Raw genomic sequence first — 1,560 nt, 5'->3', positions numbered from 1 at the left:
CACACCGGTACCTCCGGCACCGGCCCCCGCGCCGGCCGACGCCCCGCCGGCACCGGGCGCCGCCCCGGCGGCCGCGCCGGGCTTCGGTCCCGACGCGCCGCCCACGCAGGACTTCATGTATCCCTCGATCGGCACTAACTGCCTGGCCGACGGCACCAGCGCCATCGCGACCGCGCTGTCGGTCGCCGGGCCGGCGAAGATCCCGACGCCGGGTCCGGGCCCGGGCCAGACCGCCTACGTGTTCACCGCGGTGGGTACCCCGGGCCCCGCCGAGGTGCAGAAGCTGCCGCTGAACGTCACCTGGGTCAACCTCACCACGGGCAAGTCGGGAACGGTGGCGTTGACGCCGCGCACCGACATCAACGGTGACGGCCCGACCACGTTGACCGCGATCGCCGACACCGGCTCGGGCAGCATCATGTCGACGATCTTCGGTCAGGTCACCACCAAGGAAAAGCAGTGCCAGTTCATGCCCACGATCGGCTCCACGGTGGTGCCCTGACCGCCACCGCGGTGCGCCGAGCGCGCGTGTCCCCGAGGGGGCACGCGCGTCGTCGTCAGTAGGCCATGAACAGGATCGCGTCGCGGTCGTAGTCGAGGCCCGGGTGCGCGTCGGCCAGGTGCGCCTGGGTCAGCTCGACCAGTTCGTCCTCGTCCTTGCCGACGATGGCCTCACCGCACGGGCACGTGCGGAACGGGGGCGCCGTCGGGCACCGGCGGTTCCGCGACGAACTGGTTGACCGACGCCGCCACGCTCTTGGATTCGCTGGGGGCGGTCGGGCTGTGGGCGAAGGCTTGCGCGGCGGCCATCAGCAGCTGTGTCGCCTGCTGTGGATCGCCGGCCGCCTGCTGGATGATCGGGCTGAGCTGCGAGAGCGCGGGCAGGCCCGGCAGACCGGCGGTCGAGTTGGTTTGCGGAGTCGGCTGCGGCGCCGCCGGGTCAGCCGCCGCGCTCGGGCAAAGCCCGAGCGCGGCGACCGACATGGCGACAGCAGCCAAACCCTTGGACAGGTTTCCAACGATTGCCACTGTGTCCTCCGGTCGTGGGTAGTGGATTAGTCGGTGACGAAACTGATCAGGGCAGGGCGGCCAGGAACGGCGCCGCCGGTCCCGCCGGGCTGGCCGCCGCGGGTGCCGCGGCGGCCACCGGTGCTGCCGCTGCGCCGGGCAGCTGGCTGGTCAGGGCCGTCAGGTCCTGAGGCAGGTTCAGCTGCGGCGGCACGTTCACCGGCAGGCCCGAAGGCATCGCCGGCATGTCGACCCGCGCCTGCGGCAACTGCGGGGCCGGCGGGGTGGCGGGGGCCGCCGGCGCCGACAGGCCCGGGATCGCCGGGAGGCCCGGAATCGCCGACGAGGCGGGTGCGGTCGGCGCGGTCGGCGCCTTCGCGGGGGCCGGCTGCGCGAGGCCCGGCAGCAGGCTGTTCAGTCCCGGAGCGGGGGGGGCCGCGGCGGGCGCGGCCGGCGCGGCCTGGGTCAGCCCGGGGATCGGCGGCAGTCGTCTCAATAACGATCAAATAAATGCCACACGTGTCACTCAAGTCCCATCGGTATCAGCCGTAA

General features: G+C 73.1%; 2 protein-coding genes and 2 pseudogenes. 1 reads left to right on the top strand and 3 read right to left on the bottom strand.

All coding sequences use genetic code 11. The features are described 5' to 3' along the window. Positions 1 to 502: pseudogene (locus A5714_RS03440) on the top strand (hypothetical protein); the annotation flags it as partial. A 55-nt stretch (positions 503 to 557) separates the two neighbouring features. Here the strand turns inward: A5714_RS03440 and A5714_RS25020 are convergent. From A5714_RS25020 to A5714_RS03430, 3 genes and pseudogenes are all read right to left on the bottom strand, one after another. Next, complete coding sequence (locus tag A5714_RS25020) at positions 558 to 668, bottom strand: DUF1059 domain-containing protein (RefSeq protein ID WP_082959548.1); 111 nt, start codon at positions 666 to 668, stop codon at positions 558 to 560. Positions 669 to 681: 13 nt separating this feature from the next. Further along, a pseudogene (locus tag A5714_RS03435) lies at positions 682 to 1,029 on the bottom strand (hypothetical protein); the annotation flags it as partial. 46 nt (positions 1,030 to 1,075) lie between these two features. Further along, the gene (locus tag A5714_RS03430; protein WP_231975733.1) at positions 1,076 to 1,504 is read right to left on the bottom strand and encodes a hypothetical protein; all 429 of its coding nucleotides are present in this window, start codon (positions 1,502 to 1,504) and stop codon (positions 1,076 to 1,078) included. Between the last annotated feature and the right edge of the window lie 56 nt (positions 1,505 to 1,560).

The sequence above is a fragment of the Mycobacterium sp. E2462 genome, from assembly GCF_001672685.1.
Classification (GTDB): Bacteria; Actinomycetota; Actinomycetes; order Mycobacteriales; family Mycobacteriaceae; genus Mycobacterium.
The sequence above is the reverse complement of the archived record's forward strand: the minus strand, read 5'-3'. Positions and strand labels throughout refer to the sequence as shown.